Source organism: Lentzea fradiae, from assembly GCF_900100955.1.
Classification (GTDB): Bacteria; Actinomycetota; Actinomycetes; order Mycobacteriales; family Pseudonocardiaceae; genus Lentzea; species Lentzea fradiae.
The window spans coordinates 23,936-50,814 of the sequence record NZ_FNCC01000007.1; the positions used below are offsets into that span (position 1 = coordinate 23,936).

Below are 26,879 nucleotides of genomic sequence, written 5' to 3' on the forward strand. Positions count from 1 at the left end.
TCGAAACATGGGGGAGAAGACGTTCGACTACAGCGCTCAGGTCAGACCGTTCCTGTGGGTGTTCCTCGTCGTGACACCGCTGGAGATCTTTCTCGTCGACCTGCTCGTGCCGTGGTTCTGGCTGCGCGCGGCGCTGCTCGTGCTGGGGGCGTTGAGCGGGGTGCTGCTCGCGTGGCAGCTGTGGATGCTGCACCGGTTCAAGCACGCGGTCGACGACGAGCACCTGTGGCTGCGGTACGGCCGCGAGTTCGAGTACCGCGTTCCGCTGGCCGCCGTCGGCACCGTGCGGGAGGGCACGACCAGCCGGCCGCGGAACAGGACGCGGTCCGTGGAGGACGGCACGCTGGTGCTGTCGATCTCGTACTCCACCAACGTCGTCGTGGAGCTGACCGAGCCGCTGGAGGCCGACCTGGGCCGGCGCGGCGCGCACGAGGTGACCCGGATCGAGTTCTGGGCCGACAACCCCGGCGAGGTCGTGCGCGCGCTGCGGAAATAGGCTCCGCCGCATGGTGGAGATCCCCTACGGCAAGCGCATGCGGCCGCGCTACTGGCGGTTCCTGGTCATCACGGCGGTCGGGATCGCGCTCGTCGCGTTCGGGCTGGACATCCCGTGGCTGCTGGTCACCCTGTGCGTGCTGGGGGTCCTCAACGCCGTCGTCTGCGTGGGCGCCCTGTACGTCCTGCACAAGCAGCCGCACACGGTCTCCGCCGACGAGCTGCGGCTGCGTCAGCTCGGGTTCTTCGACTGGCGCATCCCCACCGCCGACCTCGGCGCCGCCCAGCTCGCCGAACGCACCCACAAGGGGCAGCGCAGCGTCGAGGTGATCGGCGACGCGCTCGTCGTCCAGTCGCTGACCAAGACGAACGTGTCCGTACCGTTCCGCGAGCCGCAGCTCGTCGACCTCGGCAAGACCGGTGCGCGGAAGGTCGCGCGGGTCGAGTTCTGGGCGGACGACCCGGAGAAGGCCGTCCGCGACATCAACGCCAGGACCACCTGACCGGGTCTACTTGGGCTCCCACTTGTCGAGGTTCCACCACGGTCCCCACGCCAGCGCGCCGTACGAGCTGGGGTCCACGATCGCCTCGTAGCCGTTCCACGAGTCGCGCATCACGTACGCGTGCTCGGGGAAGACCAGCACCACCATCGACGGCGCCGCGACGAACGCCTGCTGGAACAGCTTGTACGCCACCGCCCGCTGAGCCGGGTCGACGAGCCCGCGGCCGTGGTCGAGCGCCTCGTCCGCCGCCGCGCCGCCCTGGCCGCGCAGGCCGTGGAGCACCAGGTCCGGGTCGAACGTCGAGCCTTCGCCGTGCAGCAGCGCGTCGGTGCCGGTGCGCGGGCGGATGGCCTCCCACGACAGCCCGGCGAGCTGCACGTCCACGCCCACCGCCTTGGCGTCGGCGGCGAACGCGGTGGCGAGGTCGGCGCGCAGGTCGTCGCCCAGCGGGTACATCAGCGTGAAGCGGGCGGCGACGCCCTCGCGGACCCGGATGCCGTCGCCGCCGGGCACCCAGCCCGCCGCGTCGAGCAGGCGGGCGGCCTCCGCCTTGTCGAAGCGGAACTTCGCGGCCGGGTCGAACTCCTCGGCCAGCACGTCCGGCACCGGCGTGTACCCGACGGTGCCCTTGCCGTCCAGCAGGGTGTCGAGCATGCCCTGGCGGTTCGTCGCGTGGTTCAGCGCGAGGCGGATGGCGGCGTCGCCGGTGACCGGGTGGCCCGCGGGCAGCGAGACGGCCCGGTAGTCGGCGCTGCGGTGGTACTGCACGAGCAGGTTCGACCGGCCCCGGAACGTCTCGGCGAGCTTGGGCGGGAGCACCGTGCCGTCGAACTCGCCGTCCTGCATGCGGCGGGCGCGCTGGTTGTCGTCGCCGACGAAGACGACGGTCACCTTCTTGATCTTGGGCGCGCCCCCGAAGTAGTCCTCGTTGGCGTCCAGCACCAGCCGGTCGCCCTTGCGCCACTCCGCGACCTTGAACGGGCCGGTGCCGACCACCTCGCCGTCCGGCCTCGCCTGCTCGCTGGGCAGGATGCCGAGCACGAGCAGGTGCGGGAACGCCGCCTGCGTCTGCGACAGCGTGAAGCGGACCGTGGACGGGTCGAGCTGCACGACGCCCTTGAGCGTGCTGAACCGCTCCTTGACCGGGCTCTGCATCACGGCGCCGTAGGTGGCCAGGACGTCCTCCGCGCCGAACGTGCTGCCGTCGGTGAACTTCACGTCGCCGCGCAGCTTCACCGTCCAGCTCAGCCCGTCGACGGACGGTTCCGGCAGCTCGGCGGCGAGCTGGGGGCGCAGCGAGCCGTCCTGGCGGTGCTCGACGAGACCGTCGTAGATCTTCGACACGCCCTGTTCGCCGTAGCCGAGCAGCGGGTTGAGCGTGGTGGGCTCGTCCCGGTCCGCGAGCACGATGGACGTGCCGTTCTCGCCGCCGTCCGGACGCGGTGTGGCGGTCTCGGTGCAGCCCGCGACAGCCAGCGACACGACCAGGAGCAGCAGCAGAGGGGAACGACGCACGGGTCGGACCCTACAGTGATCCCCATGCGCATCGCCGTGAGTCAGATCAGCGCCACCACCGACCCCCGGTCCAACCTGGATCTGGTCCGCGACGCGGTGCGCAGGGCCGACGGCGCGCGGGTCGTGCTGCTGCCGGAGGCGACCATGTGCCGCTTCGGCGTGCCGCTCGGACCCGTCGCCGAGCCGCTGGACGGGCCGTGGGCCTCGGCGGTGCGGGAGATCGCCGTTCAGCACGACGTCGTCGTGGTCGCGGGCATGTTCACACCTTCCGGTGACCGCGTGACGAACACCCTGCTGGTGACCGGGCCGGACGTGCACCTCGGCTACGACAAGATCCACCTGTTCGACGCGTTCGGGTTCCAGGAGTCGCGCACCGTCGCGCCCGGCTCGGACGTGGTGACGTTCGAGGTGGACGGCGTCACGCTGGGCGTGGCGACCTGCTACGACATCCGCTTCCCCGAGCTCTTCCGCGCGCTGGCCGACCGGGGTGCGTCCGCTGTGCTGCTCGGTGCGTCGTGGGGCGCCGGTCCCGGCAAGAAGGAGCAGTGGGAGCTGCTGGTGCGAGCGCGCGCGCTCGACTGCACGTCGTTCGTCGTGGCGTGCGGCCAGGCGTATCCCGGCGATCTGGGGTCGTCGGCGCCGACGGGGATCGGCTACTCGACGGTCGCGGACCCGTTCGGCAACGTCGTGGCGCAGCTCTCGGACCAGCCGGAGGTGGCGGTCGTCGACCTGGACCTCGCGCAGGTGGAGCAGGCCCGCGAGGTGCTGCCCGTGCTGGCCAACCGGCGGCTGCGGTGACGCGCGTCATCGCAGCCGCTCTGCTCGTGTTCTCCGGCACACCACGACGGCACGCTGTACGTGGTGGAAGAGGGCGTGCTGATGCGCTGTACGTGAACCCGGTGGGTGCCCCGCTGTAGCGGGACCCCAGGTGTGTGTTCGAGTGAGCTTGACCTCCAGTTAGGTCGAGCCCACAGGATCGCGGACATGACTCTTCCGGAACTGCCCGAGTTCGTCCGCGACCGCAAGGAGCTCGACGGCTTCACGCTCTACCGCACCGGCGGGACGGCCGGTCCCGGCCAGAACGTGGGCTGCGTCGTCCTCGTCACGGTCGACACCGACGACGAGGCCACCGCCAAGGCGTGGGTCGACTCGGTGTTCACGGCGCTCGCGAGCGAGCCGAACCCGCACCCCGGCGGCATCTCCGCCGCCTTCCACGTCCGCGACGACGGCAAGCAGGTCGTCAACTACGCCGAGTGGGTCAGCGCGGAGGACCACGCCGACGCCGTGTCCGGCGGCAACGGCGTCGGTTCGGTCACCGCGGACTGGCGGCGGGTGCAGAACTTCCCCGGCGTCCGGCACGGCGGTTTCGCGCGCTACCGGCCGAGGGCACACGCCTCGGTGGAATGACGGCCGGGGGCCCGCTCACGCGGGCCCTCCCGCCTACCTCAGGTCCAGTCCCAGGTCGAGCGACGGCGACGAGTGGGTCAGGCCGCCGACCGCGAGGTAGTCCACCCCGGTCTCGGCATACCGGCGGGCCACGTCCAGCGTGAGCCCGCCGGACGCCTCCAGCTCGACGCCCGCCGGCTTGCGGCGCACGGCCTCCGCGCACTGCTCGGGCGTGAAGTTGTCCAGCAGCACCAGTTGCGCGCCCTCGGCGACGGCCTCGTCGAGCTGCTCCAGGCTGTCGACCTCGACCTCCATCAGCAGCTCCGGCGCGTGCTCGCGGGCAGCGCGGATCGCGGCGCCGACCGACCCGGCCGCGGCGACGTGGTTGTCCTTGATGAGGATCGCGTCGCCGAGACCCATGCGGTGGTTCACGCCGCCGCCGCAGCGGACCGCGTACTTCTGCAGCAGCCGCAGGCCGGGCAACGTCTTGCGGCTGTCGCGGATGCGCGCACCGGTGCCCTCCACCGCCTCCACCCACCGCGCGGTCTGCGTGGCGATGCCGGACAGGTGGCAGACCAGGTTCAGCGCGGTGCGTTCGACGGTGAGCAGGCCGCGGGTCGGTCCGGACAGCACCAGCGCGGGCTCACCGGGCACGGCCTTGCCTCCGTCGGTGGCCTCGAAGACCACCTCGACGTCGGGCAGGTAGCGCTGGAAAGCCGTGCGCGCCACCGACACCCCGCACAGCACGCCCGCGGCCCTGGGCGTGATCTCGGCGGTGGCGACGGCCTTCTCCGGCACCGTCGCCAGCGTCGTGGCGTCGAGGCCGTAGCGGAGGTCCTCCTCCAGGGCGAGCTGGATGACGCGGTTCGCGTCGTCCCAGTCGAGATCGAGCCGGTCGAAGCCGGTCATGCGACACCCTCCGCCAGTACTGGATCGGCCAGCACGGGCTGACCGGTCGGGGTGAGCCGGACGAGCTGGCTGCGCTGCCACGCGGCCGACCGCTCGGTGAAGTCGGTGCGGACGTGGCAGCCGCGCGACTCGGTGCGTTCCTGCGCCGCGGCGATCAGGGCGCGGGCGGCCAGCGTGAGCGCCGCGTCCTCGACCAGTTCCCGCGACTCCAGCTGCTTGTCCACGGTGGACACGTCGAGCACCGAGCCGACCACCGCGAGACCTTCGGCGTCGCGGCCGATGGCGGCGTAGCGGGACATCACGCGCTGCAGCATGTCGCGATCCGCCACCGGGGCCGACGGCAGCACCGGGTCGACGGCGCGCGCCGGTGCGATGAGCCCCACCGCGAGGTCGGCGGCCACGGCCTCGGCGGCACGGGTGCCGCAGACCAGACCTTCGAGCAGGCTGTTGGACGCCAGGCGGTTCGCGCCGTGCAGACCGGTGCGGGCGACCTCGCCGATCGCGTACAGACCGGTGACGCCCGTACGTCCGTCCACAGAGGACATGACGCCACCGCAGGCGAAGTGGGCCGCCGGGGCGACGGGGATCGGGTCCACCGCGGGGTCCACCCCCGCGGCGACGCACGCCGCGTACACGGTCGGGAAGCGCGTCGCCATGTCGTGCAACGACGTCGCGTCGAGGAAGACGTGGTCGTCGACGCCGCCGGGTTCGAGCGCCATGTGCCGGGTGATCGCGGCCGCCACGACGTCGCGCGGGGCCAGGTCCTCCAGCGGGTGCACGCCCTTCATCACGCGGGCGCCGGTCGCGTCGACCAGCACCGCGCCCTCGCCGCGCACCGCCTCGGTGACGAGCGGGCACCGGCCGCGGGCACCCCGGCCGGTGTAGAGCACGGTGGGGTGGAACTGGATGAACTCGACGTCCGCCGCCACCGCACCCGCCCGCAGCGCCAGCGCCAGACCGTCGCCCGTCGCGACCGACGGGTTCGACGTCGCCTGGTACATCTGGCCGAGCCCACCGGTGGCGAGCAGCACGGCGGGCGCGGTGAGCACACCGGGGACGCCGTTGCCGTCGAGCACCAGCAGACCGCCGACCGCGCCGAGCGGCGTCTTGACCGCGTCGACCGCGACGTGGTTCTCCAGCAGGGGAACCCGTCCGTCCACAGTGGCCTTGAGCAGCGCGCGTTCGACCTCGGCGCCGGTCGCGTCCCCACCGGCGTGCACGACGCGGAACGCGCTGTGGCCGCCCTCGCGGGTGCGCTCCAGCAGGCCGTCCGGCTTCGCGTCGAACACGGCACCGCGTTCACGCAGCCGCGCCACGGCCTGCGGGCCGTCGCCGATGACCGTCGTGACCGCCGCGGCGTCGCAGAGGCCCGCGCCCGCCGTCAGCGTGTCCTCGACGTGCCTGCCCACCGTGTCACCGGGGTCGTGCTGGTCCTCCATGACGACGGCGACGCCGCCCTGCGCCCAGCGCGTGTTGCCGTCGTCCCCCGCGGCCTTCGTGACGACCAGGACGCGCAGTCCCAGCTCACGAGCCCGCAGCGCGGCGGTGAGACCCGCCACGCCCGTGCCGACCACGATCAGGTCGGCTCGCGCTTCCCAGCGCGCGGCCATCACTCACCGCCGCCGGGCTGGCCGATCTCGATCATGCGCTGCACGGCGCCCTGGGCGCGCTTGGCGGTCTCCAGGTCGACGTGCACCTCGTCCAGGCCCTCGCGCACGCAGCGCAGCAGCGCGGCGGGCGTGATCATCTTCATGTAGGTGCAGGCGGCGCGGTCGTTGACGGCGCGGAAGTCGATCTCCGGCGCGGCCTTGCGCAGCTGGTGCAGCATGCCGACCTCGGTCGCGACGAGCACCTTGCGGGCGTTCGTGCTGCGCGCGGCCGTGATCATGTCGCCGGTCGAGAGGATCTTGACCTTCTCCGCCGGGACGATGCCCTCGCCGCTGAGGTAGAGCGCGCTCGTGGCGCAGCCGCACTCGGGGTGGATGAACAGGTCGGCGTCCGGGTTCGCGGCGGCGCGCTCGGCCAGCTCGGGACCGTTGATGCCGGCGTGCACGTGGCACTCGCCCGCCCAGATGTGCAGGTTCTCGCGGCCGGTCTCACGCTTGACGTGCGCGCCCAGGAACTGGTCGGGGCAGAACAGCACCTCGCGGTCGGCGGGGATCGAGCGCACCACGTCGACGGCGTTCGACGACGTGCAGCAGATGTCGGTCTCCGCCTTCACCTCGGCGGTGGTGTTCACGTACGACACGACGACCGCGCCGGGGTGCTGCGCCTTCCACTCGCGCAGCTGCGCGCCGGTGATCGAGTCGGCGAGCGAGCAGCCCGCGCGCTCGTCCGGGATGAGCACCGTCTTCTCCGGGCTCAGGATCTTGGCGGTCTCGGCCATGAAGTGCACGCCGCAGAAGATGATGGTCTGCGCGTCCGACTGCGCGGCGATCCGGCTGAGCGCCAGGGAGTCGCCTGTGTGGTGCGCGATGTCCTGGATCTCGGGCAGCTGGTAGTTGTGCGCCAGGATGACGGCGTCCCGCTCCTTCGCGAGGCGCAACACCTCGTCCCGCCACGCGGCGTTCGGCTCGACTCCGCCGTACACACCCGACGCGGTTCGCTCCACGGTTGCGGTAGCGACCATCACTGCCTCCTCGATCCGGGGTTTTCGCCTGTTGGTCGAAAACGTGGCCGATAGTATCAGCCGGATGGCCGGTGTGGGACACGAAGTTCTGGCAGCTGTGCTGCGGGTGAGAGGTGCGTCACTTCAGGTCATGCTCTGGGAGCGCGCACGGGAGCCACACGCTCACCGCTGGTCGTTGCCGGGTGGTGGCCTTCGGGACGAAGAGGACGTCGAGACCTCGATCCGCCGTCAGCTGGCGGAGAAAGTCGACGTGCGACAGTTGTCACACGTCGAACAGCTGGCCGTCTTCAGCGCCCCGGACCGCGTCCCCCCGCCCAGGGTGGTCGCGACGGCGTTCCTCGGGCTGGTCCCCTCCGACGTCGACCCCGAGGTCCCGTCCGACACGGCCTGGCACTGCGTCGAACAGCTGCCCCCGATGGCGTTCGACCACTCCTCGATCGTCCACCGGGCCCGGCACCGGCTCGCCTCGAAGCTGTCGTACACGAACCTCGGCTTCGCTTTGGCGCCACCGGAGTTCACCATCTCCCTGCTGCGCGACCACTACTCCGCGGCACTGGGCTACCGGGTCTCCGCGACGAACCTGCAGCGCGTCCTGTCCCGCCGCCTCCTGCTCGAACCCACAGGTGGCACCGCTCCCCCCGGCCCGTCGGGAGGCCGCCCCGCCGCACTCTTCCGGTTCAGCGCCAAGGGAATCAAGGTGACCGATCCGTTCGCCGTGCTCAGGCCGCCGGGATCCGGCCGTCCAGCAGGCGGGGGTGGCACCCCGTAACGTGACACGCGTGGCAGAGACGCTTCCGTTGTTCCCGCTGGGCACCGTGCTCTTGCCCGGAGCGTCGTTGCCGTTGCACATCTTCGAACCCCGTTACCGCCAGCTCGTCGTGGACCTGATGACGGGCTCGCTGTTCGGCCGCACGTTCGGCGTCGTCTGCATCAAGGAAGGCTGGGAGGTCGGGGCCGACAACGTCCGCTCCCTCCAGGACATCGGCTGCTCCGCCGACCTCCTCGACGCCCGCCCCCTGCCGGAGGGCCGCTTCGACATCGTGGCGCGCGGCGTGCGCCGCTTCCGCCTGCTCGACGTGGACGCGACCACCGCGCCGTACCTGCTGGCCCACGTCGACTACCTCGACGACGTACCGGTCCCCGCCGCCGCGGAGGAGGTCGTCCCGCTGCTGGAACGCGGCGCCAGGGCGGCCCACGAGCGGTACTGCGGCGCGGCCTGGCACCAGGAGGACTGGTCACCGCCCGCCGACGACGTGACCGTGGGAGACCTGTCGTACCTGCTGGCGGCGGACTGCCTGCTCCCGGTCGAGGACCGGCAACGCCTGCTGGAGGAACGGTCGCCGGCGCGGCGGCTGCGGTTGGTGCGGCGGATGCTGCACCGGGAGACGGGGATCTTGAGCGCGCTGCGGGCGGTGCCGGTGCCGCTGACGGAGTTCGGGCACGTGCCCAGCCCCAACTAGCCCCCGGGACGAACGGCTTTTGGCGGGCCGCGCGGGGCTGCGCCTGGGGCGGGTTCGTTTTCGCGGCTTGAGTCCGCCGAGCGGAAGCCCGGAGGCAGCGCCGTGGCCAGGCGGTCGACGCGGGCCACCTGCGCTCGCACCCGCACCACGCACGCGGGCCCCCTCCGTTCGCGCTACCCGCACCCAGGGCCTTTCGTTCGCGCTACCCGCACCCAGAGCCCTTCCGTTCGGCGCTACCCGCACGCGGGGCCCTTCCGTCCACACGACCGCCGCACGCACATAGAGACGCTCCACTCCCTCAACGCGTCCGCACGCGGGGCGCTTTCGTACTGTCACACAGTACGAAGGGCCCCCGCGTGCGGCGTTGCCCGGACCAGACCGACGCCTTGGCGGCGATCGTGGGATCGTTGGATTGTGGCCTTGTGGGATTGTTCAACAATCCCCTACTCTGAGGTCTCCGTCACACTCCACCACTCCTCCACCACGCTGCGAGGTGTCCCATGAGCACGACCACGACCGAGGACACAGGCCGCTTCGCCTGGTTCCGCAGTCTCGGACAGAGAGGCCGGCGCGCGTTCGTCGGCGCGTTCGGCGGGTACGGGCTGGACTCCTACGACTACTGGGTCCTGCCGCTGAGCCTGGTCGCGATCACCGGCTACTTCGGCCTCACCAAGGCGGAAGCGGGCCTGCTGGGCACGAGCACCCTGCTGATGAGCGCCATCGGCGGCGCGGTGGCGGGTGTCATGGCGGACCGGTTCGGGCGGTCCAGGACGCTGGTCATCACGGTGGCGGCGTACGCGTTCTTCACCGTTCTGTGCGGGTTCGCGACGAGCTACGAGACGCTGCTGGTCTTCCGGGCGTTGCAGGGCCTGGGTTTCGGCGGTGAGTGGGCGGCCGGGGCGATCCTCGTGGCCGAGTACTGCAAGCCGAAGTACCGCGGGCGCACGGTGGCGTTCATCCAGAGCGCGTGGGCGGTCGGCTGGGGGCTCGCGGTCGTCGTCAACACGCTGGTCGCGTCGCTGGCGGATCCGGCCATCAGCTGGCGGATCATGTTCTGGACGGGCGCGCTGCCGGCGGTCCTCATCTTCTACGTGCGCCGCAACGTCGACGACGCGCCGGAGGTCAAGGCGCAGCCCAAGGAACGCGGCACGTTCCCGAAGATCTTCGGGCCGGGCATCCTGAAGACGACGCTGTTCGCCTCGCTGCTCGCGACCGGTGTCCAGGGCGGGTACTACACGCTGGCCACGTGGTTGCCGGCGTTCCTGCAGACCGGGCGCGGCCTCACGGTCATCGGCACGGGCGGGTACCTCGCGTTCCTCATCTCGGGCGCGTGGATCGGGTACGTGAGCGGCGGCTACCTGACGGACTACCTGGGGCGCAAGAAGACCTTCACGCTGTTCGCGGTCGCGAGCGCGTTGCTGATCGTCGCGTACACGCAGATCCCCAACGGTGCCAACACGTTGGTGATGTTCCTCGGTTTCCCGCTCGGGTTCTGCATGTCCGCGATCTTCAGCGGGTTCGGCAGCTACCTGTCGGAGCTGTACCCGACCGCGCTGCGCGGCACGGGGCAGGGGTTCACCTACAACTTCGGGCGGGCGTTCGGTGCCGTCTTCCCCGGCCTGGTCGGGTTCATGGCCGACAAGCTCGGCATCGGCGGTGCGATGCTGTTCGGGGCCGCGGCCTACGGGATCGCTGTCGTCGCGCTGATCTGGTTGCCGGAGACGGTCAACAAGGAGCTCGAATGACGACCGCGGGCCAGGCGCCGGGACAGGCGCAGGCGAACCTGATCGCCGTGCCGAAGGACTGGGCGTACGACTTCCTGCTCTTCACCCACCGCAACCCGAAGCCGTGCCCTGTGCTCGACGTGCTGGACGCCGGTGAGACGGTCAGCGACCTCAAGCCGGACGCGGACGTGCGGACCCACGCGCCGCGGTACCGGGTCTGGGAGCACGGCGAGCTGGTGGCGGAGCCGGAGAACGCGACCAAGTACTGGCGCGACGACCTGGTGACGTTCCTGATCGGCTGCAGCTTCACGTTCGAGACGGCGCTGACGAACGCGGGGGTGCCGTTGCGGCACGTCGAGCAGGGCAAGAACGTGTCCATGTTCGTCACGGACGTCCAGTGCCGGCCAGCCGGGCGCCTGCACGGGCCGATGGTCGTGTCGATGCGCTGGATCCCGGAGTCCCTTGTGGACCTGGCGCACAAGGTCACCGCGCTCATGCCGTCGGTGCACGGGGCGCCGGTCGGCGCGGGCGACCCGCGGATGCTGGGGATCGCCGACGTCGGACAACCCGACTTCGGCGACGCGGTGGAGCACGAACCCGGTGACGTGCCGGTGTTCTGGGCCTGCGGGGTCACTCCTCAGGCGGTGCTGATGAGCTCTCGGCCGCCGTTCGCGGTCACGCACGCGCCGGGGCAGATGTTCGTGACCGACATGCCGGACTTCGCTTACCGAGTGGGGTAGGCGCGCCGGAGGGCGGTGCCTCAGCCGAGGCGCCGCCCCAGGTCGTCCAGGCCGTTCCACGCCGCGCAGCAGCCGTAGGCGAGGGACGCGGCCAGCGGCCACGCGAGGATTCCCCACCACGTCTCCAGGGCGGGCGCGACGAGCACGGTGTCGTTCGGCTGGATCGTCGGCGGCAGCGGGTACGCGCCCGCCGCGAGCGAACCGCCGAGCCACTGCGCGAACCACGCCGCCGCGGCCGATCCCGCTGTCATCGCCAGCATCACGACCGGGCCGCGCCGCTGCCGCAGCAGCCACACCACCATGCCCGTGACCGCGCCCGCGCCGAGGCCGATGAGCACGAACACCATCAGCGCGTCGAGCCGGTGGTAGCTCTCCACCCCGATCGGGTAAAGCCTGCTGTCCTGCGCCGAGACGATCTTGAGCTGGGCGGGCGCGAGCCACGACCACACGTACGCGGCGGGCAGCCCGCAGGCGAAGATCGTGAGCAGGACACCCAGTGCGGGCACCAGGTCCCGCTTCACCACGACCTTCGCCCGCGGCCGGACGTAGTGGTAGACGTACGGCGGCTCCGGCACGGGTTCGACGCGCACCGGCGCTGCTTCCTCGTCCATTCGCGAGAGGTTACTACCGCGACGAACCGGTCTCGCCATGACGGCTGCACCGCGCCGTCCAGCCGTCCGGGGTCACCTGGACGACCATCCGGCGCGCGCAGTGCGCGCAGTACCGGGGCGGGTCGATCACCGACAGGCGCTGACGGCAGACGGCGTGGTCGCCGTCCGCTTCCTCTTTGCCGCAGAAGGAGCAGTACACAGCGATGATCATCACAGGGTCTGGCTCAGCGCCTTGATCGGCATGGACAGCTCCTCGAGCATGTCGAGGTCCTGCTGCGCCGGGCGGCCGAGGTTGGTCAGGTAGTTGCCGACGATGATGGCGTTGATGCCGCCGAGCATCCCCTGCTTCGCGCCCAGGTCGCCGAAGGTCAGCTCACGGCCGCCCGCGAACCGCAGGATCGTGCGCGGCAGCGCGAGCCGGAACGCGCCGACCGTGCGCAGCGCCTCCGCGCCCTCCACGACCGGGTAGTTCTCGTACGGCGTGCCGGGGTTGGGGATGAGGAAGTTGAGCGGCACCTCGTCCGGCTCCAGCTCGGCGAGCTGCACGGCGAACTCGGCGCGCTGCTCCAGCGACTCGCCCATGCCGATGATGCCGCCGCAGCAGACCTCCATGCCGGCGTCGCGGATCATCTTCAACGTGTCCCAGCGCTCCTCCCAGGAGTGCGTGGTGACGACGTTCGGGAAGTGCGAGCGGGCCGTCTCGAGGTTGTGGTTGTAGCGGTGCACGCCCATCGCCACGAGCTCGTCGACCTGCTCCTGCGTGAGCATGCCGAGCGAGCAGGCGATCTGGATGTCGTTGCCGTCCTCGCGGATCGCCTTGATGCCGTCGCGAACCTGCGAGAGCAGCCGCTTGTCCGGGCCGCGCACGGCCGCGACGATGCAGAACTCGGTCGCGCCGGTCTCGCGGGTCTGCCGGGCGGCGCGCACGAGGCCGGGGATGTCGAGCCACGCCGACCGCACGGGCGACGGGAACTGGCCGGACTGCGAGCAGAAGTGGCAGTCCTCGGGGCAGCCGCCGGTCTTGAGCGAGACGATGCCCTCGACCTCGACCTCCGGGCCGCACCAGCGTTCCCTGACCTGGTGCGCGAGCTCGAGCAGCTCGGGGATGCGGTCGTCGGGGAGCTCGAGGACCTTCAGGACCTGCTCCTGCGACAGTCCGACCCCTCGTTCGAGCACCTGCTCACGAGCCTCGTCGAGCACGTCGATCTGTTCCGGAGCTGCGGTCACGGTCTCTCCTCCTCCTGTGGCCTGGCGAGCAGTCTGCCTCACTGAATCCTTCATCGTGCAGCGACGTAGGTCACTGGACCGCGAACTGAGCCGCGAACGTCTCCGGGTCGAACCGGCCGCCGAACCATGGCGAGAACGATCTTCTGGCGACGGTCAGGAAGTCCACGGAGCCGAGCTTCGTCACGCCCTGGGGCAGCGCGCCGAGCAACGGCGCGCCCGCCGCCTCCGGCAGGTCGGTGAGGTTGGTGAGCGAGGCGAGGTCGGGGTGCAGGGGCCAGCTGCCGACGACGACGCCGACCGCCTCCAGGCCGCGCCGCTGCAGCACCTCCGCCGTCAGGGCGGTGGCGTTGAGGGTGCCGAGGCCCGCCTGGGCGACGATCAGGACGGGCGCGTTGAGGGCCCAGGCGATGTCGGCGAGCGTCGAGCCGGTCTCGTCGAACCGCACCAGCAGCCCGCCCGCACCCTCGACCAGCACCAGGTCGTGGTCCGCGTCGAGCGCGGTCACCGCGGCCGCCACGTCACCGGGGTGCACGGTGGCCAGGCCGGCCCGTCTCGCCGCGGTCGCCGGGGCCAGCGGGTCGGGGTACCGCGCCAGCTCGCGGGTCGTCACGTCGCCCGCCAGCCGTGCGACCTCCGCCACGTCGCCGGGCTCGCCGGGCAGCAGGCCGGTCTGGGCGGGCTTGAGCACCGCGACCCTTCTGCCCTCTGCCCTGGCCAGCGCCGCGATACCCGCGGTGACGGCGGTCTTGCCGACCTCTGTCCCGGTTCCGGTGATCACCAGCACGCTCACGAAACCTCACCTTAGAGCGTGGCCTACGGTGACCACATGAGTGACGAGCCGATCGTGATGTACGGTGCCGAATGGTGTGGTGACTGCCGCCGGGCCAAGTCGTGGCTGACCCGCAACAACGTGCCGTTCACCTACGTCGACGTCGAGCACGACGACGCGGCGCGCGACAAGGCGGTCGAGATCTCCGGGCGCAAGAACATCCCCGTCGTGGTCCTGCCGAACGGCGAGTTCCTCGTCGAGCCGACCGACACTCAGCTCGCGGCCGCGATCACGCCCTGACAGATCGCCGCGATGTCGTCGTCCGTGCTGATGAACGGCGGCATCGTGTAGATCAGGTCGCGGAACGGCCGCAGCCAGACGCCCGCGTCGACGGCCGCACGGGTCGCCCGTGCCATGTCCACGGGCTCATGCAGCTGCACGACCCCGATAGCGCCCAGCACGCGCACGTCCCGCACTCCGGGCAACGCGCGTGCGGGCGCCAGTCCGGTCGTGAGCCCGGCCGAGATCCGTGCGACCTCGCGCTTCCAGTCCTGCGAGAGCAGCAAATCGATCGAAGCCAGCGACACCGCTGACGCGAGCGGGTTGCCCATGAACGTCGGCCCGTGCGCGAGCACCGGCACCTCGCCCTGGCTGATCCCGTCCGCGACGCGGGACGTGCACAGCGTCGCGGCCATCGACAGGTAGCCACCGGTCAGCGCCTTGCCGACGCACATGACGTCCGGGCTGACGTTCGCGTGGTCCGCGGCGAACAGCTCACCGGTGCGCCCGAAACCGGTGGCGATCTCGTCGAACACCAAGAGGACGTCGTGTGTGTACGCGAGTTCTCGCAACACATGCAGGTAGCGCGGGTCGTGGAACCTCATGCCGCCCGCACCCTGCACGACCGGCTCGACGATGATCGCCGCCAGCTCGTCGGCGTGCTGCTCGACCAGGTCTGCGAGGTGCTGGACGTACGCGGTGTCCAGCTCGGCCGGAGGCGCGTCGGCGAAGACCTGCTCCGGCAGGATTCCACGCCACAGCGAATGCATCCCGCCTTCGGGATCGCACACGGACATCGGGTTGAACGTGTCCCCGTGGTAGCCGCCGCGCCACGTCAGCAGCCGCCGCTTCTCCGGCCTGTCGCGCGACCGCCAGTACTGCAGGCACATCTTGACCGCGACCTCGACCGACACCGAGCCGGAGTCGCTCAGGAACACGTGCTGCAACGGCTCCGGCGTGATCTCGACGAGCTTCGCCGCGAGCCGGACGGCGGGCTCGTGCGTGAGCCCGCCGAACATCACGTGGCTCATCCGGCCCAGCTGCGCGGTGACGGCCGCGTCCAGCACCGGGTGCCGGTAGCCGTGGATCGCGGCCCACCATGACGACATGCCGTCGACCAGCTCACGACCGTCCGCGAGGGTCAGCCGGACACCCGCCGCCTCCGTGACGAGCAACGGCTCCTGGGTGCCCGGCATCGGGCCGTACGGGTGCCAGACGTGCGCCTGGTCGAGCTTCAGCAGGTCGTCCACCCGCCGAAGGTTATGCGAGGCGCACGGGCAGGGTGTGCAGGCCGTGGATCAGCGTGCTGTCCCGCCACACGAGCGTCTCCGGCTCCTCGGCGAGCTCGAGGTTCGGGAACCGCGCCAGCAGCTGCGTCAGCGCCACGTCGAACTCCAGCCTGGCCAGCGGCGCGCCCAGGCAGAAGTGGATGCCGTGACCGAACGCGAGGTGCCCCTGCGCGGACCGCGTCACGTCGAGCTCGGCGGGGTCGGGGAAGCGGTCCCGGTCGCGGTTGGCGGACGCGAGCGACACCAGCACGAGCTCGCCCGCGGGCACGGTCACGCCGCCGAGCTCGACGTCCTCCTTGGTGAAGCGGAACGTCGCGTGGTTGATCGGCCCCTCGATGCGCAGGAACTCCTCGGTGCTCGCCGGGATCAGCTCGGGCTTGTCCTTGAGCAGCTGGAGCTGGTCCGGGTTGCGCAGCAGCTGGTACACGGCGTTGCCGATGAGGTTCACCGTCGTCTCGTGACCCGCCACGAGCAGCAGGAACGCCATGGAGACGAGCTCTTCGGTGGTGAGCCGGTCGCCGGACTCGGTGGCGTGCACGAGCGCGGAGAAGAAGGTGTCGTCGGGCTCGGCCGCCTGCACCTTGCCGACGTGCTGGAGCAGGAAGCCCGCCATCGCCTGGCCGGCCGCCTGCACCTCCTCGGTGGTGCCGAAGGTCAGCAGCCGGTTGGTCCAGTCGCGGAACTCCTCGCGGTTGTCGATCGGGATGCCGAGCAGCTCGCAGATGACGGTGATCGGCAGCGGGAAGGCGAAGACCTCCAGCAGGTCGACCACGTCGCCGTCGTCCAGCTTCGCGATCAGCTCGGCCGAGATCTCCTCCACGCGCGGACGCAGCTGCTCCACGCGGCGGGCCGTGAACGCCTTCGTCACGAGCTTGCGCAGCCGGGAGTGGCCGGGCGGGTCCATGTTCAGCATGTGCTCGGAGAGCGCGTCGTCGATGACGCGGCGCCCGTGCGGCGAGTGCGCCTCGACGACCCGGCCGAGCTCGGCGGCGTCCTTGGCGAGCCTGGGATCGGCGAGCGCCGCCCGTGCCTCGTCGTAGCGGGTCACCATCCACACCTTGAGGCCGTGCGGAAGCCGGACCTCGTGCACGGGCCCCTCCGAGCGGAGGACCTCGTGCAGTGCGTGCGGGTTCTGGACGTAGTCCTCGGGAAGCTGGGTGAGTGTCGTCACCTCACCCAGTAAACCCCGTTTACTCAGCCCTCGCCACAATTTCTCGATCGGGTGACGAAATGGCGGGAATCGCCCTTTCGCCCACGAATTCGGTCATCGGGGACCTACCGCTGGATCGTGACCCCGCGGATCGTCTTGAGGTCGCCGAAGAGCGACGGCGTCGGCTGGACGCGGTAGTTCTCCACCACCAGCAGCTCCTTCGACCTGTCGCGCTTCTGCACCTCCAGGTGCACCGCCACGTGGCCCTCGTGCGACTTGAGGGTGATCTTCAGCTCCTCGATCAGCTCGGGCGTGAGCGTCTTCGTGGTGAGCCCGAGGACGAGCGGCGGCTCGGCGTCGGGGTTGTTCTCCGCGTCGCTGATGTCGAGCGGCACGACCCCGTCGCCGAAGATCGCCATCTTGTCCTCGCGCCAGTTCACGCGGCCCTTCACGCACACCGCGGAGTCGAGCTCCAGGTCGTCGCGCAGCACCTCGTAGGACTTCGGGAAGAACAGCACCTCGATCGAGGCGTCGAGGTCCTCGATCACGGTGATCGCCCACGGCAGGCCGTTCTTGTTCACCCGGCGCTCGATCGACGAGATCATGCCCGAGACGATCAGCTCGCCCTCCTTGGGCGGGTCGTCGAGCACGACCGCGATCGGGCGCGGCGCGAACTTGCGCAGGATGCGCTCGGCGCCGTCGAGCGGGTGCGAGGACACGTAGAGCCCCAGCATCTCCTTCTCGAGGCTCAGCATCTGCTTGCGCGGGTACTCCTCGGTGCCGAACTTGAGGTGCGCGAGCGGCGAGGTGCTGTCGTCCTGGTCGTCGGCGCTGTCCCCGCCGAACAGGTCGAACTGGCCCTCCGCCTCCTTGCGCTTGATCGGGACGACGGCGTCGACCGCGTCCTCGTGCACCTGGATGAGCGACAGCCGGGTGTGGCCGAACGAGTCGAACGCGCCCGCCTTGATCAGCGACTCGATCACGCGCTTGTTGCACGCGACGAGCTCGGACTTGTCCATGAAGTCCGTGAAGGACGTGTAGGCGCCCTTCTCCTTGCGGGTCTTGATGATCGACTCGACGACGTTCGCGCCGACGTTGCGGATCGCGCCGAGGCCGAAGCGGATGTCGGTGCCGACCGCGCTGAACCGCAGCGCCGACTCGTTGACGTCCGGCGGGAGGACCTTGATGCCCAGGCGGCGGCACTCGGCGAGGTAGACGGCCGACTTGTCCTTGTTGTCACCGACGGAGGTGAGCAGGGCGGCCATGTACTCGGCGCGGAAGTTCGCCTTGAGGTACGCCGTCCAGTACGAGATCAGGCCGTACGCGGCGGCGTGCGACTTGTTGAACGCGTAGCCGGCGAACGGGAGGATCGTGTCCCACAGCGCCTGGATCGCCTCGTCGGAGAAGCCGCGCGGGTCGGCCCGCATACCGGCCTGGAAGCCCTCGAACTCCTTCGCGAGGACCTCGGCCTTCTTCTTGCCCATCGCCTTGCGGAGCACGTCCGCGCGGCCCATCGAGTAGCCCGCGACCTCCTGGGCGATGAACATGATCTGCTCTTGGTAGACGATCAGGCCGTGCGTCTCGCCGAGGATCTCCTTGAGCGGTTCCTCGAGCTGCGGGTGGATCGGCTTGACTTCCTGACGGCCGTTCTTGCGGTCCGCGTAGTCGTTGTGCGCGTTCACACCCATCGGGCCGGGGCGGTACAGCGCGCCGACCGCGACGATGTCCTCGAACGACGTCGGCTGCATGCGGCGCAGCAGGTCGCGCATGGGGCCACCGTCCAGCTGGAACACGCCGAGCGTGTCACCGCGGCCGAGCAGCGCGTACGTCTCCGGGTCGTCCATCGGGAGCGTGTCGAAGTCCGGGACGGCGTCCTTGCCCCGGTTCATCTCGATGTTCTCGATGGCGTCGCCCATGACCGTCAGGTTGCGCAGCCCGAGGAAGTCCATCTTCAGCAGGCCGATGTTCTCGCACGACGGGTAGTCCCAGCCGGTGATGAACGAGCCGTCGTCGCGGTACCACAGCGGGATGGAGTCGGTGAGCGGGTCCTTCGACATGATCACCGCGCAGGCGTGCACGCCGGCGTTGCGGATCAGGCCCTCCAGGCCGAGCGCGGTGTCGAAGATCTCCTTCACCTGCACGTCGGTCTCGAGCAGCGAGCGGACCTCGGCGGCCTCGTTGTAGCGCGGGTGGCTCTTGTTGATGATGCCGTTGAGCGGGATGTCCTTCGCCATGATCGGCGGCGGCAGCGCCTTGGAGATCTTGTCCGCGATCGCGAAGCCCGGCTGGCCGTGGTGGACGCGCGCCGCGTCCTTCAGGGCCGCCTTCGTTTTGATGGTGCCGAAGGTGATGACCTGCGCGACCTTGTCGGCGCCGTACTTCTCGCTCGCGTACCGGATCATCTCGCCCCGGCGGCGGTCGTCGAAGTCGATGTCGATGTCGGGCATGGCGGTGCGCTCGGGGTTCAGGAACCGCTCGAACAGCAGGCCGTGCGGGATCGGGTCGATGTTCGTGATGCCGAGCGCCCACGACACCGCGGCGCCCGCGGCGGAACCACGGCCGGGACCGACGCGGATGCCCACGCTGCGCGCGTAGTTGATCAGGTCGGCGACGATGAGGAAGTACGCGGGGAAGCCCTTGTCGATGATGACCTTGGCCTCGTAGGCGCAGCGGTCGATGTACTCCTGGGGCACCTCGCCGCCGCGGAAGCGCCGCTCGAGCCCGCTCTGGATCTCCTTGCGGAACCAGGACGCCTGGTCCTCGCCCTCGGGGACCTCGAAGTTCGGGATCCGGTCCTTGGGGGACCAGATGTCGTCGTAGGACTCGACCATCTCCGCGACGAGCAGCGTGTTGTCGCACGCCTCCGGCAGGTCCTTCCAGACCTGGCGCATCTCCTCCGCGGACTTCAGGTAGTAGCCGTCACCGTCGAACTTGAACCGGTTCGGGTCGGTCAGCATCTTGCCGGACTGGACGCAGAGCAACGCGGAGTGCGTGTCGGCCTGGTCCTTGGTCACGTAGTGGCTGTCGTTGGTCGCGAGCGGCTTGATGCCGAGCTTCTTGCTGATCTCCAGCAGGCCCTCGCGGACCCGGCGCTCGATGTCGAGGCCGTGGTCCATGAGCTCCAGGAAGAAGTTCTCCTTGCCGAAGATGTCCTGGTAGTCGGCGGCGGCCTTGAGCGCCTCGTCGGCGTGGCCGAGCCGCAGCCGGGTCTGCACCTCGCCGGACGGGCAGCCGGTCGTCGCGATGATGCCCTCGGAGTGCTGCGCGACGAGCTCGCGGTCCATGCGGGGCTTGTAGTAGTAGCCCGTCTTGCTGGCCTCGGTGTGCAGCCGGAACAGGTTCCGCAGGCCCGTCGCGTTCTTCGCCCACATCGTCATGTGCGTGTAGGCGCCCGCGCCGGAGATGTCGTCGCCGCGCTGACCGGGGTCGCCCCAGAAGACGGGCTTCTTGTGCAGGCGGTTGTGCGGCGCGAGGTACGCCTCGATGCCGATGATCGGCTTGATGCCGGTCTTCTTGGCCGTCTGGTAGAACTCGTCGGAGCCGTACATGTTGCCGTGGTCGCTCATGCCGACCGCGGTCATGCCGAGCCGCTCGGCCTCCTCGAACAGCGGCGACACCTTGGCCGCCCCGTCGAGCATCGAGTACTCGGTGTGCACGTGCAGGTGCACAAACGAGTCCGCCACCGGCAACCCCCTTGTGTAGCAAGCGTTTCTGCGCGAACAAGGGACACTCACGTCCTAGCGCCAGCCAACCCTACAGGCCCCGCGCCGGGCCCGAGCCCATCGGCACGCCAGAGCCGCCAAACCACCTGATGGCGTGCGGTGTGATCACGATCAGCCGGGCGGTGACACGACGGCGGGCGCCGCCGGGTAGCGTTCGTTTTCGTGGTGGTCCCCGATCCCGTAGACGCCCGCCTGCTCGCCGTGCTGGCCGAGTCGGGCCGCGCAGCCGTGCACGAGATCGCCCAGCGCCTGGGCATGGACCCGCGCGAAGCCGCCATGCGCCTGATCACGCTCTCCGGCAGCGGCCTGCCCCTGCTCGTGGGCGTCGAGGGCGACCCGAACGGCCTGCGCCGCGCCCTCGCGAACGCCGCCGCCTACGGCAACTACTTCGGTCCGCCCCCGTCCGGCCCGTACGCCGTGCACCAGAGCGGCCCCCACCAGGTCCAGCAGCCGTACGGCCCGCAGGGACCGAGCAGCCAGCCGTTCCCCGCCCAGCCGCAGGCGGCCCAGCCGCAGACCGGCCCGCAGGCCACCTGGGGCCCGCCCCAGTCGGCCGGGTGGGTGCGCGCGGACCAGCCGCAGCCGCAGGCCAGGCCCGTCGCGCGCACCGGCAAGATCGGCTCGACGCTGGAGGCGGACAGCCTGGAGGGCGCCCACCTGCAGATCCAGCTGGTCGAGGTCGTCGACCCGGCGGACTTCCTGTTCACGGCGGCCGGCTACAAGCTCGCCGAGGGCGAACGGGCCGTCGTCGTGCACACCGAGGTGACGAACGCGTCGCAGGTCTCGTACACCTCGCTGCCGGACATGTACCTCGTCCTGGTCACCAAGACCGGCGAGACCGTGACGAAGGCGCCGGTGTCGCTGTCGTCACGGCCCGCGCACAAGCTCGGCGTGCAGCCCGGCGAGACGGCGGGCGGTCACACGGTGTTCGTGCTGCCGGACGCGACCGAGGTCATCCAGGTCCGCTGGAGCGTGCGTCCCGAGGTGGACCTCAACACGCTCGTGTGGACTATCGAGGACTGAGCACGTCCAGCGCCGCGGCGTGCAGGCCCGGCGCCGCCGCGAGGTACTCCGTGGTGGTCACGTCCCACGGTTCGCCCTTGAGACCGGTCACGACACCGCCCGCCTCCTGGACGAGCAGCACGCCGGACGCGTGCGCGCGCACGTTGTCGAACTGCCAGTGCAGGTCCATCCGCCCGGCCGCGACCTGGGCGAGCTGGTGCGTGACGGGCACCGAGACCCGGACGTAGATGACGTGGCCCAGCATCGCCCGGAACGAGTCACCGATCTTCGCCACCACCTCCCGGCTCTGGCCCGGCTTGGCCTGACCGGTGCCCGTCACGGCGCCGTCGAGCGACGTCTTGGCGGAGACCCGCACCGGCACGCCGTTGAGAAACGTGCCCCCGCCCTTCTCGGCCGTGAACATCTCGTCGAGCAGCGGAAAGTAGACGACGGCCAGCACCGGGACGCCGTCTCGGACGAGGCTCACACCGATGTTCCAGTCGGTCATGCCGTGGACCGCGTTCAGGTTGCCGCCGACCGGGTCGATCAGCCACCACTCGCCGGGGCCTAGCGGACCGGAGCCGTGCTCGTCGTCGAGCCACGTGGCGTCCGGGTTGATCGCTTCCAGCTCCGGCCTGAGCAGGTCGGCGACGGCGGTGGCGTTGCCGTCCATGGCGCTGACCATCTCGTCGCGGTTCGCCGGGCGGGACTCCGTCGAGTAACGCCGCAGCACGAGCGCTCCCGCGCGGCGGACGGCGTCGGTGGTGGCGGTGAGCATGGTGTCCTCCAAGATTGTCTGTTGTGCACGCTGATCTGAACTTGCTGACGGTGCTGGACGCCCTGCTGGAAGAGGGCAGCGTGATGGGGGCGGCGCAACGGCTGCACCTGTCGTCGCCCGCCGTGAGCCGCACGCTGGGCCGGATCAGGAAGGTGACCGGGGACGACATCCTCGTGCGGACGGGTCACACGATGACGCCGACGCCGTACGCGCTGGGGATCGCGGAGGAGGTGCACCGGCTGGTGCGGGAGGCCAACGCGGTGCTCTCGCCGAGCCGGGAGCTCGACCTCGCGTCACTGGACCGCACGTTCACCGTCCAGTGCCACGACGCGCTGGCGTCGTCGCTGGTCCCCGCGCTGGTCGGCCGGATCGCGGAGCAGGCGCCCGGGGTGCGGCTGCGGGTGCTCGCCGAGCACTCCGCCGACACGGACGACCTGCGGCACGGCCGGGTGGACCTGGAGCTGGGCGGCGGCACACCGGTCCTGCCGGAGTTCCGCTCGGAGACGCTCGGCACCGACGCGCTCGCCGTGGTGATGCGCGCGGGCCATCCGTGCACCGGCCGCCTCGACCTGGCGGCCTACGCGGCCCAGCCGCACGTGGTGGTGTCGCGGCGCGGCCGGCTCACCGCGCCGATCGACGCGGAACTGGAGGCCGGTGGCCTGCGGCGGAGGGTGATCGCGACCGTGGCGACGGTCCACTCGGCACTGCAGATCGCGGCGGCGAGCGATGCCCTGGTGACGACGACGGCGATCCTGTGCCGGCCGTTGGTCGACGCGTTCGGCCTGGTCACCGAGCCGTTGCCGGTCGAGTCGGCGGAGGCGGCGGTCAACTGCAACTGGCACCAGCGCTTCGACTCGGACCTCGCCCACGCCTGGCTCCGCGACCAGGTCAGGACGACTCTCGCGGACGTCCTAGGGCAGGGGTAGCGCGACGGCGCCGGGGAAGCGCGGGTCCTCCGCCTCGTCGAGCATCGCGGCGGCAACGGTCTCCCGGCTCACCTTGGCGGTGAGGTCGAGCGGCGGCGCCTGGTCCAGGCCGACCGTGCGCCGGCCGGGGCTCTCCGCCTCGTCGCTGAGCACCCCGGCGTGGAAGACGGTGCCCCCGGCGGCGAGGACGGCGGTGTCGGCCGCGACCTTGTCCGGCAGCCGGTCCCCGAGCAACCTGTCGAGGACGGCGGCGCCCTCACCCGCGGCCTCGGCGGACGGGCCGGTGCCGTAGGCGCCGAGCCAGAGGACGCGGCCCGGGCCCGCGGCGAGAACGGCCTTGGCGCCGTCGGACAGGACCCCGGCGACCTCCGTGCCGAGCGCGGACAGCACGACCGAGCCGGGGCCGACGACCGCGGCGATGCTCGCCGGGTCGCTCACGTCGCCCGCGACCTTGCGGAGGCGGTCGTGGTCCAAGGCGATCCGGGCGGGGTCACGGGCGATGGCCGTGACGGTGTGGCCGCGCTCCAGGGCCTGCCGGGTCAGAGCGAGACCGGTGCGGCCGGAGGCGGCGAGAACAGTGAGGTTCATGCCGAAAACGCTATTGAGCACACCGATTAACATCAAGTGCAACGTCGTCAACCGGTGATTTACCTGGAGTAAATCAGCCCTCGTCGCGGAGCTTCTCCAGCGCCTGCGCCAGGTCGTCCGGGTAGTCCGAGGTGAACTGGACCCATTGGCCGTCCGCGGGGTGGTGGAACCCGAGCTGCCGGGCGTGCAGCCACTGCCGCGAGATGCCGAGGCGCTTGGCCAGCGTCGGGTCGGCGCCGTAGGTCAGGTCGCCGACGCACGGGTGGTGCAGCGCCGAGAAGTGCACGCGGATCTGGTGCGTGCGGCCGGTCTCCAGGTGGACCTCGACGAACGACGCCGCGCGGAACGCCTCGATCACCTCGTAGTGCGTGATCGACGGCTTGCCGGAGTTCATCACCGCGAACTTGTAGTCGTGCTTCGGGTGCCGGTCGATCGGCGCGTCGATGGTGCCCTTGATCGGGTCCGGGTGGCCCTGCACGAGCGCGTGGTAGACCTTGTCGACGGTCCGTTCCTTGAAGGCGTGCTTGAGCGCCGAGTACGCGGACTCGGACTTGGCCACGACCATCACGCCGGTGGTGCCGACGTCGAGCCGGTGCACGACGCCCTGGCGCTCGGCGGCACCGGAGGTGGCGACGCGGTGACCGGCGGCGGCGAGCCCGCCCACGACCGTCGGGCCGGTCCAGCCCGGCGACGGGTGCACGGCGACGCCGACGGGCTTGTCGACGACGATGATGTCGTCGTCCTCGTGGATCACCTTCAGGCCCTCGACGGGGATCGCCTGCACGGTGACCGGCTGCGGCGGCGCGGGCAGCGTGATCTCCAGCATCGACCCGGCGGTGAGCCGGTCGGACTTGCCGACGACCCGGCCGTCGACCAGCACGTCGTCGGCGTCGGCGATGGCCGCGACGGCGGTGCGGGACAGGCCGAGCAGCTTCGCGAGGCCGGCGTCGACGCGCATGCCGTCCAGACCGTCGGGAATCGGCAGCGTTCGGTAACCGCTCACGCGGGGTCCTCGACCTTCTTCTGGCTGGGGTACGCCTCGTGGCACCGGAGCTGGGCTTCTTCACCAGCGACCACGCCAGGCAGAGCCCTCAACCTACCAGTCGCGGTTCATCCGGCCTCCCGCAGCCCGTCCGCCTGCGCAGGTACGGGCACCGGGGCGACCAGCGGCTCGGGGACCTCCTCGACGACGGTGCCGTCGTAGTCGTGGTGGCGCAGCGACAGCACGATGACCACGGCGCCGCCTCCCACGATCGCCAGGTCGGCGAGGTTGAACGCGGGCCACACGCCGCCGTGCGGGTCGAAGAGCGACAGGAAGTCGATCACGTGGCCGCGCATCGGCCCCGGTTCGCGGAAGAGGCGGTCGGCGAGGTTGCCGACCGCGCCGCCGAGCACCAGGCCGAGGCCGGCGGCCCAGCCCTGGGAGCGGAGGTCGCGCGAGATCTGGACGACGAACCCGGCGACGCCGAACGCGATCAGCGCGAGCACCACCGTCCACCCCTCCGCCGGTCCGAAGGCGGCGCCGGGGTTGCGGACGAACGTCAGGTGGAGCAGGCCGCCGAAGATCCGCACCGGGTCGCCGCCTTCGAGGCCCACCGCGGCCAGGGTCTTGGTGAGGAAGTCGGCGGCGAGCACACCGCCCGCGATCACCAGGGCGAGCCTCGTCTTCGGCTCCGGCAGCGAGCCGGTGATCGAGAACTCCACGGCGTCGTCGTCCGAGGCCGCCGGTTTCGCCTCTTCCGAAGCCGTGACCTGCGGTTCCGCGGGTTTCTCCGCTACCTCGGCGGAAACCTTCTCGTCGGCCTCGGGCGCGTCACTCAGCAGGTCGTTGTCCACTTAAGGGACTACGCGAGGAACGGTGGCAGGGTTCGGGTGTCGTTCTCGGGAACCCACCGGCCGTCCTGCTGCGTGTAGCTCCACTTCGGGCCCTCGGTGACGAGAGTGCGCAGTGCGGCCACCAGCCGGTCGACGTGCTCCGCCGTCGTGCCGAGGCCGATCGACGCGCGCACGGCCCGTTCCTCGTGCGACCCGAGCTTCTTGACCAGACGGCCCACGATCACGTGCGCGCAGAACGCGCCGTCGCGCACACCGACGCCGTACTCGGCGGACAGCGCCGCCGCGAGGAAGCCCGCGTCGAAGCCGGAGATCGTGAAGCTCACGACGCCGACCTTGTCCGCGTCGTTCAGGATCGACAGCTCGCGGAAGCCGGGGACCGTGCGCAGGCCCTCGCGCAGGCGCGTCAGCAGCTGCTGCTCGTGCGCGACGGTCTGCTCCCAGTGCCGCGACAGGATCTCGCACGCCGACGCGAGAGCGTGCACGCCGACGACGTTCGGGCTGCCCGCCTCGTGCCGCTCGGGCACCGCGGACCAGGCCACGCCGAGCCGGTCGCCGTGGTCGGTCACCTTCGCCGTCGCGCCGCCGCCCACCAGGTACGGCTGGGCCTGCTGCAGCCAGTCGGCGCGGCCGACGAGCACACCGGCGCCGAACGGCGCGTAGATCTTGTGGCCGGAGAACGCGACGTAGTCGACGTCCAGCTCACGGGCGTCGACCGGGCGGTGCGGGGCGAGCTGGGCGGCGTCGAGCGCGATGCGGGCGCCGTGGCGGCGGGCGACCTTCGCGAGCTCGGCGACGGGCCACAGCTCCCCCGTGACGTTGGACGCCCCGGTGACGATCACGAGCCGAGGACCGACCGGGGCGGCGGCCAACGCCCGGTCCAGCACCGCGGCAGCGGCACCGGACGACGACGGAGCGGGAACGCGCTGGACGTTCGACCCGCGCCACGGCAGCAGCGCCGCGTGGTGCTCGCTGTCGAACAGCACGACGGCGGTGTTGCGGGGGACGCTGCGGGCGAGCAGGTTCAGCGAGTCCGTGGTGTTGCGGGTGAAGACGACGGCGTCGGACGCGCGGGCTCCGACGAACCGGCGGACGCGGTCGCGAGCCTGCTCGTAGACGCGGGTCGAGACCTGCGAGGCGAACCCGGCACCGCGGTGGACGCTCGCGTACCAGGGCAGCAGCTCGTCGACGGCGTCGCGCACCTCCTGCAGGCACGGCGCGCTCGCCGCGTGGTCGAGGTTGGCGTACGTGACGCGCTCTCCGGTGACCAGTGGGACGCGCAGCTCGGCGCCCACGACGGCGGGCACGGCGGTGGTGGTTGCGGGGGTGATCGCGAGCGTCATC

The 26,879-nt window shown here is 70.9% G+C and carries 27 protein-coding genes; 11 read left to right on the forward strand and 16 right to left on the reverse strand.

Translation table 11 applies throughout. The features are described 5' to 3' along the window. Positions 1 to 7: 7 nt before the first annotated feature. The gene (locus BLT23_RS17235; protein WP_090050545.1) at positions 8 to 496 is read left to right on the forward strand and encodes a hypothetical protein; all 489 of its coding nucleotides are present in this window, start codon (positions 8 to 10) and stop codon (positions 494 to 496) included. Between the two features lie 10 nt (positions 497 to 506). Further along, positions 507 to 998, forward strand: coding sequence for a hypothetical protein (locus BLT23_RS17240; RefSeq protein ID WP_090050549.1), 492 nt, complete (start codon positions 507 to 509; stop codon positions 996 to 998). Positions 999 to 1,004: 6 nt separating this feature from the next. On the opposite strand, the gene BLT23_RS17245 is transcribed toward BLT23_RS17240, so the two are convergent. Beyond that, positions 1,005 to 2,513 (reverse strand): ABC transporter substrate-binding protein, encoded by a 1,509-nt coding sequence (locus BLT23_RS17245; RefSeq protein ID WP_090050550.1) that lies wholly within the window; start codon positions 2,511 to 2,513, stop codon positions 1,005 to 1,007. 24 nt (positions 2,514 to 2,537) lie between these two features. Between BLT23_RS17245 and BLT23_RS17250 the strand changes: the two genes are divergently transcribed. Both BLT23_RS17250 and BLT23_RS17255 read left to right on the forward strand, forming a co-directional pair. After that, complete coding sequence (locus BLT23_RS17250) at positions 2,538 to 3,311, forward strand: carbon-nitrogen hydrolase family protein (RefSeq protein ID WP_090050554.1); 774 nt, start codon at positions 2,538 to 2,540, stop codon at positions 3,309 to 3,311. A gap of 186 nt (positions 3,312 to 3,497) precedes the next feature. Beyond that, positions 3,498 to 3,920, forward strand: a complete 423-nt coding sequence (locus tag BLT23_RS17255) for an antibiotic biosynthesis monooxygenase (RefSeq protein ID WP_090050557.1) — start codon at positions 3,498 to 3,500, stop codon at positions 3,918 to 3,920. A 33-nt stretch (positions 3,921 to 3,953) separates the two neighbouring features. Here BLT23_RS17255 and nadC read toward each other — a convergent pair whose 3' ends face one another. From nadC to nadA, 3 genes are read right to left on the reverse strand one after another with little or no spacing between them, the layout of a single operon-like run. Further along, positions 3,954 to 4,808 carry a carboxylating nicotinate-nucleotide diphosphorylase gene (gene nadC, locus BLT23_RS17260; RefSeq protein WP_090050560.1) on the reverse strand — a complete coding sequence of 285 codons (855 nt, stop codon included), beginning with the start codon at positions 4,806 to 4,808 and terminating at the stop codon, positions 3,954 to 3,956. Then, the gene (locus tag BLT23_RS17265) at positions 4,805 to 6,418 is read right to left on the reverse strand and encodes an L-aspartate oxidase (RefSeq protein ID WP_090050565.1); all 1,614 of its coding nucleotides are present in this window, start codon (positions 6,416 to 6,418) and stop codon (positions 4,805 to 4,807) included. Before BLT23_RS17265 ends, nadC begins: the two co-directional genes overlap by 4 nt. Continuing rightward, positions 6,418 to 7,437, reverse strand: coding sequence for a quinolinate synthase NadA (gene nadA, locus BLT23_RS17270; protein ID WP_090050567.1), 1,020 nt, complete (start codon positions 7,435 to 7,437; stop codon positions 6,418 to 6,420). Before nadA ends, BLT23_RS17265 begins: the two co-directional genes overlap by 1 nt. A gap of 64 nt (positions 7,438 to 7,501) precedes the next feature. Here nadA and BLT23_RS17275 point away from each other — a divergent pair, with 64 nt between their 5' ends. From BLT23_RS17275 to BLT23_RS17290, 4 genes are all read left to right on the forward strand, one after another. Then, on the forward strand, positions 7,502 to 8,206 hold the full coding sequence (locus tag BLT23_RS17275; protein WP_176946792.1) for an NUDIX hydrolase: 705 nt from the start codon (positions 7,502 to 7,504) through the stop codon (positions 8,204 to 8,206). A 10-nt stretch (positions 8,207 to 8,216) separates the two neighbouring features. Continuing rightward, positions 8,217 to 8,897, forward strand: a complete 681-nt coding sequence (locus BLT23_RS17280) for an LON peptidase substrate-binding domain-containing protein (RefSeq protein WP_090050570.1) — start codon at positions 8,217 to 8,219, stop codon at positions 8,895 to 8,897. 500 nt (positions 8,898 to 9,397) lie between these two features. Continuing rightward, positions 9,398 to 10,642, forward strand: coding sequence for an MFS transporter (locus BLT23_RS17285; protein WP_090050573.1), 1,245 nt, complete (start codon positions 9,398 to 9,400; stop codon positions 10,640 to 10,642). After that, positions 10,639 to 11,361: a putative hydro-lyase gene (locus BLT23_RS17290; RefSeq protein ID WP_090050579.1), complete on the forward strand. Its 723-nt coding sequence runs from the start codon at positions 10,639 to 10,641 to the stop codon at positions 11,359 to 11,361. Before BLT23_RS17285 ends, BLT23_RS17290 begins: the two co-directional genes overlap by 4 nt. A 20-nt stretch (positions 11,362 to 11,381) precedes the next feature. Here the strand turns inward: BLT23_RS17290 and BLT23_RS17295 are convergent, their stop codons facing one another. The 4 genes from BLT23_RS17295 to bioD form a co-directional block, all read right to left on the reverse strand. Beyond that, entirely contained in the window at positions 11,382 to 11,972 is a 591-nt protein-coding gene (locus tag BLT23_RS17295; RefSeq protein ID WP_090050581.1) for a DUF2567 domain-containing protein, read from the reverse strand. 13 nt (positions 11,973 to 11,985) lie between these two features. Then, the gene (gene bsaP / locus BLT23_RS17300; protein WP_090051177.1) at positions 11,986 to 12,183 is read right to left on the reverse strand and encodes a biotin synthase auxiliary protein BsaP; all 198 of its coding nucleotides are present in this window, start codon (positions 12,181 to 12,183) and stop codon (positions 11,986 to 11,988) included. Beyond that, positions 12,183 to 13,199, reverse strand: coding sequence for a biotin synthase BioB (gene bioB, locus BLT23_RS17305; protein WP_090050584.1), 1,017 nt, complete (start codon positions 13,197 to 13,199; stop codon positions 12,183 to 12,185). Before bioB ends, bsaP begins: the two co-directional genes overlap by 1 nt. 70 nt (positions 13,200 to 13,269) lie before the next feature. Next, positions 13,270 to 13,989: a dethiobiotin synthase gene (gene bioD / locus BLT23_RS17310; RefSeq protein WP_090050587.1), complete on the reverse strand. Its 720-nt coding sequence runs from the start codon at positions 13,987 to 13,989 to the stop codon at positions 13,270 to 13,272. A gap of 36 nt (positions 13,990 to 14,025) precedes the next feature. Here bioD and BLT23_RS17315 point away from each other — a divergent pair, with 36 nt between their 5' ends. Further along, positions 14,026 to 14,268: a glutaredoxin family protein gene (locus tag BLT23_RS17315; protein WP_090051178.1), complete on the forward strand. Its 243-nt coding sequence runs from the start codon at positions 14,026 to 14,028 to the stop codon at positions 14,266 to 14,268. Here the strand turns inward: BLT23_RS17315 and BLT23_RS17320 are convergent. From BLT23_RS17320 to dnaE, 3 genes are all read right to left on the reverse strand, one after another. Further along, the gene (locus BLT23_RS17320) at positions 14,241 to 15,443 is read right to left on the reverse strand and encodes an adenosylmethionine--8-amino-7-oxononanoate transaminase (RefSeq protein WP_245744037.1); all 1,203 of its coding nucleotides are present in this window, start codon (positions 15,441 to 15,443) and stop codon (positions 14,241 to 14,243) included. The genes BLT23_RS17315 and BLT23_RS17320 overlap by 28 nt on opposite strands. A 64-nt stretch (positions 15,444 to 15,507) precedes the next feature. Then, positions 15,508 to 16,707 carry a cytochrome P450 family protein gene (locus tag BLT23_RS17325; protein WP_090050593.1) on the reverse strand — a complete coding sequence of 400 codons (1,200 nt, stop codon included), beginning with the start codon at positions 16,705 to 16,707 and terminating at the stop codon, positions 15,508 to 15,510. 104 nt (positions 16,708 to 16,811) lie between these two features. Continuing rightward, positions 16,812 to 20,324 (reverse strand): DNA polymerase III subunit alpha, encoded by a 3,513-nt coding sequence (dnaE, locus tag BLT23_RS17330; protein WP_090051179.1) that lies wholly within the window; start codon positions 20,322 to 20,324, stop codon positions 16,812 to 16,814. Between the two features lie 246 nt (positions 20,325 to 20,570). Here dnaE and BLT23_RS17335 point away from each other — a divergent pair, with 246 nt between their 5' ends. Next, the gene (locus tag BLT23_RS17335; RefSeq protein WP_090050596.1) at positions 20,571 to 21,431 is read left to right on the forward strand and encodes an AsnC family protein; all 861 of its coding nucleotides are present in this window, start codon (positions 20,571 to 20,573) and stop codon (positions 21,429 to 21,431) included. On the opposite strand, the gene BLT23_RS17340 is transcribed toward BLT23_RS17335, so the two are convergent. Next, the gene (locus BLT23_RS17340) at positions 21,418 to 22,188 is read right to left on the reverse strand and encodes an inositol monophosphatase family protein (RefSeq protein WP_245744011.1); all 771 of its coding nucleotides are present in this window, start codon (positions 22,186 to 22,188) and stop codon (positions 21,418 to 21,420) included. The genes BLT23_RS17335 and BLT23_RS17340 overlap by 14 nt on opposite strands. A gap of 23 nt (positions 22,189 to 22,211) precedes the next feature. Between BLT23_RS17340 and BLT23_RS17345 the strand changes: the two genes are divergently transcribed. Further along, on the forward strand, positions 22,212 to 23,114 hold the full coding sequence (locus tag BLT23_RS17345) for a LysR family transcriptional regulator (RefSeq protein ID WP_090050602.1): 903 nt from the start codon (positions 22,212 to 22,214) through the stop codon (positions 23,112 to 23,114). Here the strand turns inward: BLT23_RS17345 and BLT23_RS17350 are convergent. From BLT23_RS17350 to BLT23_RS17365, 4 genes are all read right to left on the reverse strand, one after another. Further along, positions 23,100 to 23,702, reverse strand: a complete 603-nt coding sequence (locus tag BLT23_RS17350) for an NAD(P)-dependent oxidoreductase (RefSeq protein WP_090050605.1) — start codon at positions 23,700 to 23,702, stop codon at positions 23,100 to 23,102. The genes BLT23_RS17345 and BLT23_RS17350 overlap by 15 nt on opposite strands. Positions 23,703 to 23,775: 73 nt before the next feature. Continuing rightward, positions 23,776 to 24,660 (reverse strand): RluA family pseudouridine synthase, encoded by an 885-nt coding sequence (locus BLT23_RS17355; RefSeq protein ID WP_090051180.1) that lies wholly within the window; start codon positions 24,658 to 24,660, stop codon positions 23,776 to 23,778. A gap of 152 nt (positions 24,661 to 24,812) precedes the next feature. Next, positions 24,813 to 25,538 (reverse strand): signal peptidase II, encoded by a 726-nt coding sequence (locus BLT23_RS17360; protein ID WP_245744012.1) that lies wholly within the window; start codon positions 25,536 to 25,538, stop codon positions 24,813 to 24,815. Between the two features lie 8 nt (positions 25,539 to 25,546). After that, positions 25,547 to 26,878: an aminotransferase class V-fold PLP-dependent enzyme gene (locus BLT23_RS17365; protein WP_090050608.1), complete on the reverse strand. Its 1,332-nt coding sequence runs from the start codon at positions 26,876 to 26,878 to the stop codon at positions 25,547 to 25,549. Between the last annotated feature and the right edge of the window lies 1 nt (position 26,879).

What these genes read in the sequence shown, in the direction of transcription:
- BLT23_RS17235 (WP_090050545.1), top strand. Translation starts at nt 8, where the DNA reads ATGGGGGAGAAGACGTTCGACTACAGCGCTCAGGTCAGACCGTTCCTG.
- BLT23_RS17240 (WP_090050549.1), top strand. Translation starts at nt 507, where the DNA reads ATGGTGGAGATCCCCTACGGCAAGCGCATGCGGCCGCGCTACTGGCGG.
- BLT23_RS17250 (WP_090050554.1), top strand. Translation starts at nt 2,538, where the DNA reads ATGCGCATCGCCGTGAGTCAGATCAGCGCCACCACCGACCCCCGGTCC.
- BLT23_RS17255 (WP_090050557.1), top strand. Translation starts at nt 3,498, where the DNA reads ATGACTCTTCCGGAACTGCCCGAGTTCGTCCGCGACCGCAAGGAGCTC.
- nadC (WP_090050560.1), bottom strand. Translation starts at nt 4,808, where the DNA reads ATGACCGGCTTCGACCGGCTCGATCTCGACTGGGACGACGCGAACCGC.
- BLT23_RS17265 (WP_090050565.1), bottom strand. Translation starts at nt 6,418, where the DNA reads ATGGCCGCGCGCTGGGAAGCGCGAGCCGACCTGATCGTGGTCGGCACG.
- nadA (WP_090050567.1), bottom strand. Translation starts at nt 7,437, where the DNA reads ATGGTCGCTACCGCAACCGTGGAGCGAACCGCGTCGGGTGTGTACGGC.
- BLT23_RS17275 (WP_176946792.1), top strand. Translation starts at nt 7,502, where the DNA reads ATGGCCGGTGTGGGACACGAAGTTCTGGCAGCTGTGCTGCGGGTGAGA.
- BLT23_RS17285 (WP_090050573.1), top strand. Translation starts at nt 9,398, where the DNA reads ATGAGCACGACCACGACCGAGGACACAGGCCGCTTCGCCTGGTTCCGC.
- BLT23_RS17290 (WP_090050579.1), top strand. Translation starts at nt 10,639, where the DNA reads ATGACGACCGCGGGCCAGGCGCCGGGACAGGCGCAGGCGAACCTGATC.
- BLT23_RS17295 (WP_090050581.1), bottom strand. Translation starts at nt 11,972, where the DNA reads ATGGACGAGGAAGCAGCGCCGGTGCGCGTCGAACCCGTGCCGGAGCCG.
- bsaP (WP_090051177.1), bottom strand. Translation starts at nt 12,183, where the DNA reads ATGATCATCGCTGTGTACTGCTCCTTCTGCGGCAAAGAGGAAGCGGAC.
- BLT23_RS17315 (WP_090051178.1), top strand. Translation starts at nt 14,026, where the DNA reads ATGAGTGACGAGCCGATCGTGATGTACGGTGCCGAATGGTGTGGTGAC.
- BLT23_RS17320 (WP_245744037.1), bottom strand. Translation starts at nt 15,443, where the DNA reads ATGCCGGGCACCCAGGAGCCGTTGCTCGTCACGGAGGCGGCGGGTGTC.
- dnaE (WP_090051179.1), bottom strand. Translation starts at nt 20,324, where the DNA reads ATGCTCGACGGGGCGGCCAAGGTGTCGCCGCTGTTCGAGGAGGCCGAG.
- BLT23_RS17340 (WP_245744011.1), bottom strand. Translation starts at nt 22,188, where the DNA reads ATGCTCACCGCCACCACCGACGCCGTCCGCCGCGCGGGAGCGCTCGTG.
- BLT23_RS17350 (WP_090050605.1), bottom strand. Translation starts at nt 23,702, where the DNA reads ATGAACCTCACTGTTCTCGCCGCCTCCGGCCGCACCGGTCTCGCTCTG.
- BLT23_RS17355 (WP_090051180.1), bottom strand. Translation starts at nt 24,660, where the DNA reads ATGCGCGTCGACGCCGGCCTCGCGAAGCTGCTCGGCCTGTCCCGCACC.
- BLT23_RS17365 (WP_090050608.1), bottom strand. Translation starts at nt 26,878, where the DNA reads ATGACGCTCGCGATCACCCCCGCAACCACCACCGCCGTGCCCGCCGTC.